The organism is Marinobacter sp., assembly GCF_052094685.1.
In the GTDB taxonomy this organism is placed as follows: domain Bacteria; phylum Pseudomonadota; class Gammaproteobacteria; order Pseudomonadales; family Oleiphilaceae; genus Marinobacter.
Window position 1 is genome coordinate 1 of the sequence record NZ_JBQDKB010000137.1, and the last position, 7,239, is coordinate 7,239.

At 54.8% G+C, this 7,239-nt stretch carries 5 protein-coding genes and 1 pseudogene; all 6 read right to left on the bottom strand.

Annotated elements, in window-relative coordinates:
* A partial coding sequence (acnA, locus tag ACTH3S_RS17300; protein ID WP_441810257.1) for an aconitate hydratase AcnA occupies positions 1-1,454 on the bottom strand: 1,454 nt, incomplete at its 3' end.
* Between the two features lie 128 nt (positions 1,455-1,582).
* On the bottom strand, positions 1,583-2,713 hold the full coding sequence (gene prpC / locus ACTH3S_RS17305) for a bifunctional 2-methylcitrate synthase/citrate synthase (RefSeq protein WP_441810258.1): 1,131 nt from the start codon (positions 2,711-2,713) through the stop codon (positions 1,583-1,585).
* A gap of 16 nt (positions 2,714-2,729) precedes the next feature.
* Positions 2,730-3,617 (bottom strand): methylisocitrate lyase, encoded by an 888-nt coding sequence (gene prpB, locus ACTH3S_RS17310; protein ID WP_441810259.1) that lies wholly within the window; start codon positions 3,615-3,617, stop codon positions 2,730-2,732.
* A 33-nt stretch (positions 3,618-3,650) separates the two neighbouring features.
* Positions 3,651-4,331: a GntR family transcriptional regulator gene (locus ACTH3S_RS17315; protein WP_441810260.1), complete on the bottom strand. Its 681-nt coding sequence runs from the start codon at positions 4,329-4,331 to the stop codon at positions 3,651-3,653.
* A gap of 122 nt (positions 4,332-4,453) precedes the next feature.
* On the bottom strand, positions 4,454-6,040 hold the full coding sequence (locus ACTH3S_RS17320) for a glucan biosynthesis protein (RefSeq protein ID WP_441810261.1): 1,587 nt from the start codon (positions 6,038-6,040) through the stop codon (positions 4,454-4,456).
* A 73-nt stretch (positions 6,041-6,113) separates the two neighbouring features.
* Positions 6,114-7,239, bottom strand: a pseudogene (locus ACTH3S_RS17325) (glucans biosynthesis glucosyltransferase MdoH); the annotation flags it as partial.

The following is a 7,239-nucleotide window of genomic DNA, read 5'->3' on the forward strand; positions in this document are numbered from 1 at the left end:
CCACTCATGCCGTTACAGGTGGTGCATGCAAACGCCACCACACCAAAGCCAAGATTTTCCAGCTCAGACAGCAGCTTGGCGTCTTCCAGGTACATTTTGACGGTTTTGGAACCCGGCGCCAGGGAGGATTTCACCCAAGGCTTGCGGGTTAGGCCCAGCTTGTTGGCGTTGCGGGCAATCAGGCCTGCAGCCACCATGTTGCGTGGGTTACTGGTGTTGGTACAGCTTGTGATGGCCGCGATGATCACCGCGCCGTCTGGCATTTTGCCTTCTTCCTCTACCCACTCACCGGCAATACCGCGCTCTGCCAGCTCGGAAGTCGGCAGGTGTGCGTGGGGGTTGGATGGGCCAGCAAGTGTGCGGTGGACTGAGGAAAGATCAAACGTGAGAACACGCTCGTATTCCGCCTCTTTCAGCTCATCTGCCCACAGGCCTGTATGCTTGGCAAAAGTCTCTACCAAAGCCACCTGCTCGTCTTCGCGGCCGGTGAGCTTTAGATAATCGATGGTTTGGCCATCGATGTAGAACATGGCAGCCGTAGCGCCATACTCTGGGGTCATGTTGGAGATGGTGGCGCGGTCCCCTACGGTGAGGCTGTCTGCACCTTCGCCGTAGAATTCCAGGTAAGCACCTACCACACGCTCAGTGCGCAGGAACTCGGTCAGGGCCAAAACCATGTCTGTGCTGGTAATACCTGGCTGCAATTTACCCGTTAGCTCAACACCTACGATATCTGGCAGGCGCATCATTGAAGCACGGCCAAGCATCACGCTTTCCGCTTCCAAACCACCCACGCCTACGGAGATAACGCCGAGTGCATCCACCATTGGGGTGTGGCTGTCTGTGCCTACGCAGGTGTCCGGGAAGGCCACTTTTTTGCCTTCACCATCAGTGCGCGCCTGCACCACCGGAGACATTTTCTCCAGGTTAATCTGGTGCATGATGCCGTTGCCTGGCGGAATCACATCCACGTTTTCAAACGCGGTTTTGGTCCAGTCGATAAAGTGAAAACGGTCGTCGTTACGGCGGTCTTCAATGGCCCGGTTTTTCTCGAACGCGTCTTCCTCGAAGCCCGCGTGCTCTACGGCCAGGGAGTGGTCAACGATGAGCTGCGTGGGCACAACCGGGTTTACTTTCGCAGGGTCGCCGCCTTTTGCCGCAATGGCGTCACGCAGGCCGGCAAGATCTACCAATGCGGTTTGGCCCAAAATATCGTGGCAAACTACACGAGCTGGGTACCAGGGAAAGTCAAGATCGCGCTTGCGCTCGATGAGCTGTTTCAGGGAATCTGTAAGTGCTGCCGGATCGCAACGGCGAACAAGTTGCTCTGCCAGGATCTTGGAGGTGTATGGCAGCTTGTTATATGCGCCGGCCTGAATGTCTTCTACGGCTTGGCGGGTGTCAAAATATTCCAGGTCGGTACCTGGGAGGGGTTTGCGGTAATCGGTGTTCATGGGCGGTACTCTTTCGGTATATGTTGACCCCTCTCCCCCAACCCCTCTCCCGCAAGGGGCGAGGGGAGTAAAATCAGTATTCCCTCTCCCCTTGCGGGAGAGGGCTAGGGAGAGGGGGTAAAGCTCAATTAATCCCGCTGATCAATCGGCAGCCATTGGGCGCTTTCAGGCCCGGTGTAATCAGCACTTGGGCGGATAATCCGGTTGTTAGCCCGCTGCTCTTTCACGTGCGCTGTCCAGCCAGATACGCGGGACATAACAAAAATCGGCGTGAACAGCTCAGTTGGGATGCCCATGAAGTGGTAAGTCGAGGCATGGAAGAAGTCGGCGTTACAAAACAGCTTCTTCTCGCGCCACATAACTTCTTCGCAGCGCACGGATACCGGATACAGAACCGTATCACCTGCTTCCTTGGACAGTTTTTCAGACCATTTCTTGATGATCACGTTACGGGGGTCAGACTCGGTATATACCGCGTGGCCGAAGCCCATGATTTTTTCTTTGCGGGCCAGCATGCCCATCAGGCCTTCCTCTGCTTCATCGGCACTCTGGAATTTTTGAATCAGTTCCATCGCCGCTTCGTTGGCACCACCATGCAGAGGGCCACGTAGGGTTCCGACGGCACCGGTTACGCAGCTGTGGATATCAGACAATGTGGACGCACACACACGCGCGGTAAAGGTAGAGGCGTTGAATTCGTGCTCGGCGTACAGAATCAGAGACACGTTCATTACGCGTTCGTGAAGCTCACTCGGCTTCTTGCCGTGCAACAGCTCCAGAAAATGGCCACCAATAGAATCCACATCGCTACTGGTTTCAATGCGTACGCCTTCGTGAGCAAAGCGGTACCAGTAGGTTATGATGGATGGAAACAGGGCCAGCATGCGGTCGATCTTGTCGTCCTGCTCGCTGAAGTCGTGTTCCGTTTCCAAGTTGCCCAGCATGGAGCAGCCGGTACGCATCACGTCCATGGGGTGAGCGTTTTTGGGGATATTTTCCAAAACGGTTTTCAGAGCATGGGGCAAACCACGAAGGCTCTGCAGCTTTTGCTTATAGGCATCCAGTTCCTGCTGATTTGGTAGTTTGCCTCGCAGCAGTAGGTAGGCCACCTCTTCAAACTGAGCATTGTCTGCCAAGTCGCTAACATCGTAACCGCGATAGGCCAGACCGGTACCGGTTTTACCAACGGTACACAGCGCTGTTTCTCCAGCTACCTGACCGCGCAGGCCTGCGCCACCTGATTTTTTTGATTCTGCCATGATTGCTCTCCCCTAGTTATTTAGACTGTTTGAACAGTTGATCCAACTTCTGCTCAAAATCGTGGTAATTCAGGAAATCGTACAGTTCCATACGAGTCTGCATCAAATCAACCACGTCTTTCTGGTCGCCTTTCTCAAGAATGTTCTCGTACACGGTTACAGCGGCTTTGTTCATGGCGCGGAAGGCGCTCAATGGGTACAGCACCATGGCTGCGCCAGCTTCACCGAGCTCTTTGCGATTATAAAGTGGCGTTGCGCCAAACTCCGTAATGTTGGCCAGAATGGGCACGTCGCCAAGAGCTTTAGAGAATGCCTCGTAGTGCTCAAGCTCGGTAACGGCTTCGGCGAAAATGCCATCAGCGCCGGCTTCGATGCAGGCTTTGGCGCGATCAATGGCCGCTTCCAGACCTTCTTTCTGGAACGAATCGGTACGGGCCATGATAAAGAAGTCTTCATCTACCCGGGCGTCCGCGGCGGCCTTGATGCGATCGACCATTTCTTCTTTGGAAACAATTTCCTTATTCGGGCGATGTCCACAGCGCTTCTGAGCAACTTGATCTTCAATGTGGACAGCAGCTGCACCAGCGCGTTCCATTTCACGAATGGTCCGGGCAATATTGAATGCCCCACCCCAACCAGTATCGATATCCACCAGCAACGGCAGATCGGTGGCAGCAGTAATACGACGCACGTCTTCTACCACATCGTTCATGCTGGTCATGCCCAGATCTGGCAAACCATAAGAAGCGTTTGCCACACCGCCACCGGAAAGATAGATAGCCTGGTGCCCTACTTTCTCAGCCATCATGGCAGCGTAGGCGTTGATCGTGCCTACAATTTGAAGGGGCTTATTGTCATTTAGGGCTTTGCGAAACCGCGCGCCTGGGGATAGCTTGCTGGACATATTATTTTCCTTCCTTTCGGATAGTTGAGGCCGTCAAATAGTTAAAACACCTTCCTGAATCTTTTTCTCGATGTTTTTTCGAGCGGCATTAATGTGTCTTTTCATCAAAAATTCTGCGAGTTCGCCATCGCGCTGGGCAATCGCTTCAACAATACGGCGGTGCTCGCCCAGGGCACGGTGAGGACGCCCGGCTGAGGTGCTTAGTCGGTAGCGGTACATACGCACCATGTAGTAAAGATCACCAAGGAGCATCTGGGCGAGCTTGGTATTTCGGCTGCCGGTAGCAATACGGTGGTGAAAATCGTAATCCCCTTCGGCCTGGTAATAAGCCTGGCCACGGGCTTCATCGATCATAGTTTCGTGGGTATCGAGCGTGGCTTGAAGATCGGCAATTTCTTGGTCGGTCATACGTTCGGCGGCTTGGCGGGCGGCCAAACCTTCCATGATTTCTCGTATGCGATACAACTCGACCAGCTCTGATGCACTGACGGACACCACCTTTACGCCAGCATGGGGCCGACGAACCAACAACCCTCGGGATTCAAGGCGGCCCAAGGCCTCCCTGAGGGGGCCTCGAGTCAGCTGAAAGCGAGAGCAGAGATCCAACTCACCGATTTTGTCACCCGGTGCAAGATCCCCTTTGACGATTGCCGTTTGCAGACAATCGAAAGCTTCGTCAGCTCGCGTGTAGGTTTGAGAAGTGATATCCGGCATAGTTTGTCGACAATATGGGCTTGATGACGACAAAATCTACGCCGGATGCCGGGCATTGTCAACAATCCACACCCGGTATTGTCAACAATCCTTGAGAATCAACTCTTTGAATTGTTGCCTCATCAGTAAAGCTTTCGCTCTGACTGTGGCGGCGGTGTGTATTGATACACCCAAGTTTCGGTAAGCGGCTCATCGCCCAGGCGCAGATACATACGAATGTTGATGGGCTCTTCCGAGTCCCCTGGAACCAAATCAAACATCGCCCGGTACCCACCAATTGCAGACAATGGGCGTGCAGAGGTTATTTCCACCTCGCCTCGGCTGGCACTGATGACCGCTTCTACTTCGGCATTGTCGCCCAACATTTCAAGCATCCCGCCGGTAAAATCCACCGCGAAGCGCCAAGAAAAATACTCGCGCTCTTGGCCAATAACCCCGCCCAGCCCGGTTCGAGTTGCCTGCACGGTCGCAATCTCTCGCGGGCTCACCGGCGCACGCTCACCCCAATGCAAACGATAGGAGAACAGATACTCCTGCTCGGGCTTGAGTGGTTCTTCCGGGTGCCAGAACGCAACGATGTTGTCGAAGGTTTCATCCACGGTGGGAATCTCAACCAAGTCAATACTGCCCTTGCCCCACTCGCCTTTGGGCTGCACCCACACGCTTGGGCGGCGCTCATAGAACACGCCGTCGTCATGATAGTGGTCAAAATTCCGGTCGCGCTGCAGAAGCCCGAAACCCTGGGGATTATTATCGCTGAAGCTGTTAAAGCGCAGGTGAGCCGGGTTCTCAAGAGGGCGCCAGAGCCATTCGCCACTGCCTGATAACATGGCCAAACCGTCGGAATCGTGAATTTCTGGCCGCCAGTCGTAATCCATACGCCGGTTGTTCTCACCAACCTGGTACATGCTGGTCAGGGGCGCAATGCCGGCCCTTTGTATTTCTGTACGCGGATAAAGTGCAACGTCTACATCCATCACCATGTTGCGGCCAGGGTCAAGAACGAAGGCATAAGCGCCGGTGGTGCTGGGAGAATCAAGCAACGCCCACACCCGTATAACCTGGCTGCCGGGCTGGGGCTTTTCCAACCAGAATGCGCTGAACCGTGGAAATTCCTCTTCCCCGTTTATTGCGGTATCAATGGCAAGCCCGCGTGCAGACATGCCGTACTGCATATCCGAGCCCACGGCGCGGAAGTAGCTGGCACCGAGAAAAGCCGCCAGATCTCGTGAGTAGTCGGTTTGGTAGTGGAGGCGGAAACCTGCGTAGCCAAGATTACCTGGTAGATCGCCGAGGGGCTGCTTGCCTTCGTAATCAAAAAACTCGGGGTTGTAGCGAAGCTCAGTTGCTTTGCCGTCAATCACTTCGTGAATGGCGACGGGGGATTGAAAATATAAGCCAAGATGAAACAGTTGCGCCTGGAAGGCGGAATCGCTGTCGGCCCACAACGCATGATCCTTACGGAATCGAATGGCTTGATAGTCGTCCCAGGATAGTTGTTTAAGGGTCTGTGGCAGCTCGCCTTCGTGGGAGACATATGCATTCCCCGCCAGCTTCTGCGCGTAGCCTTTCAGCCATGCATAACTGAAAGGCTTATCGCGGGCATCGCTGTTTATCTCGGGTTCACGTGCCCAAGCAAGAGGCGCCAGCGGCAGCGCGCTGGCGCCAAGCCCTGCTATGAGGGTTTTCATAAGCGTCCGTCGATCCATAGCCTCGTTCTCCTCCTTTACCGCTTTCCTCATTTTTGGAAACTGGCGGATTCAATGTGTAAGCAACATCAAACTATGCGCCTGAAACGTGAGCGCTCAGCCGACCTATGGCGCGGCCCCAAAAGCTGTCAGGTGGAGCGCGCCAAGCACCTTCGTGCAGCACCCTCAGGGACTGCCGATCCCTGACAATCTGACTCATTTGCAAGCGAGACAAGGCTTCCGGCCCTTGCTCGAGGCACAGAGCCACGCACGCTTCCAGTTCTGCTGTGCGCGACCCGTGGCGATGATCCCAAGCCAGAGCCTGATGCAGGCGATTGTGGTCAAGCCTCAGAACGGCCTGTTCGAGCGGTGTAAGGGTTGGGCTCGACAGTTCGCGGGAGCGGTACCAAACGACATCCTCAAGCAGCGGCATTGTCTTGCACTCCTCGGGTATAAGCAGAAGGCGACGTTTTTTCAGCGCCTGACCAAGTGAATTGCGGCTGAGGTAAACAGCAGTCGGCGCCGCCAAAATCAACGGCAAAGCGACAGGCAGCGACCATAGGAAAAACATGGTATCCAGGCTCCAGGCAAATGCAGACCAGCCTCCGCCTAAAAGCATGCCGGGCAACTGAAAAACAAAGGCTTCCTTCCAGCCGGTTTCCTCAGTGCGATTCTGCCCAGCCCATTGCAGCGACACGTTCAACAACGCTGAGACCACGTAGCGGCTGTGCGCCCACATGCGCAAGGGTGCCAACAATACCGAAATCATAATTTCCAACATGACACTGCAAAACAATCGAAACAGACCACCGAACTCTTTGGTAAACCTATGTATAACGGCATCAAGAATTGCCAGAAACTTCGGGAAAAACAGCAATGCCAAGGTGCTTAACGCAAGGCCTAGTGCCCATTCCGGCCGCCATTCCGGCCAAAGGGGAAAAAGCCCCTGATGCCCATCGGGAAAGTATTCTATCGGCGCCAACGTCATATTGGCCGCTGCAATGGTGGTAAGAATCAGAAAGCCGAGCCACAGCGGCGAGGCCACATAGGCCATAATTCCATTGAGAAATGCCATGCGATGGGCGAAGCGCAATCCCGGCTCCCTCAGCATGACCCAAAGGTGCTGTAGGTTGCCTTTGGCCCAACGGCTGTCGCGGGCGAGTTCGTCGGCCAGAGTTGGGGGCGACTCTTCATAGCTGCCACCCAAGCCTGGCTCTAGC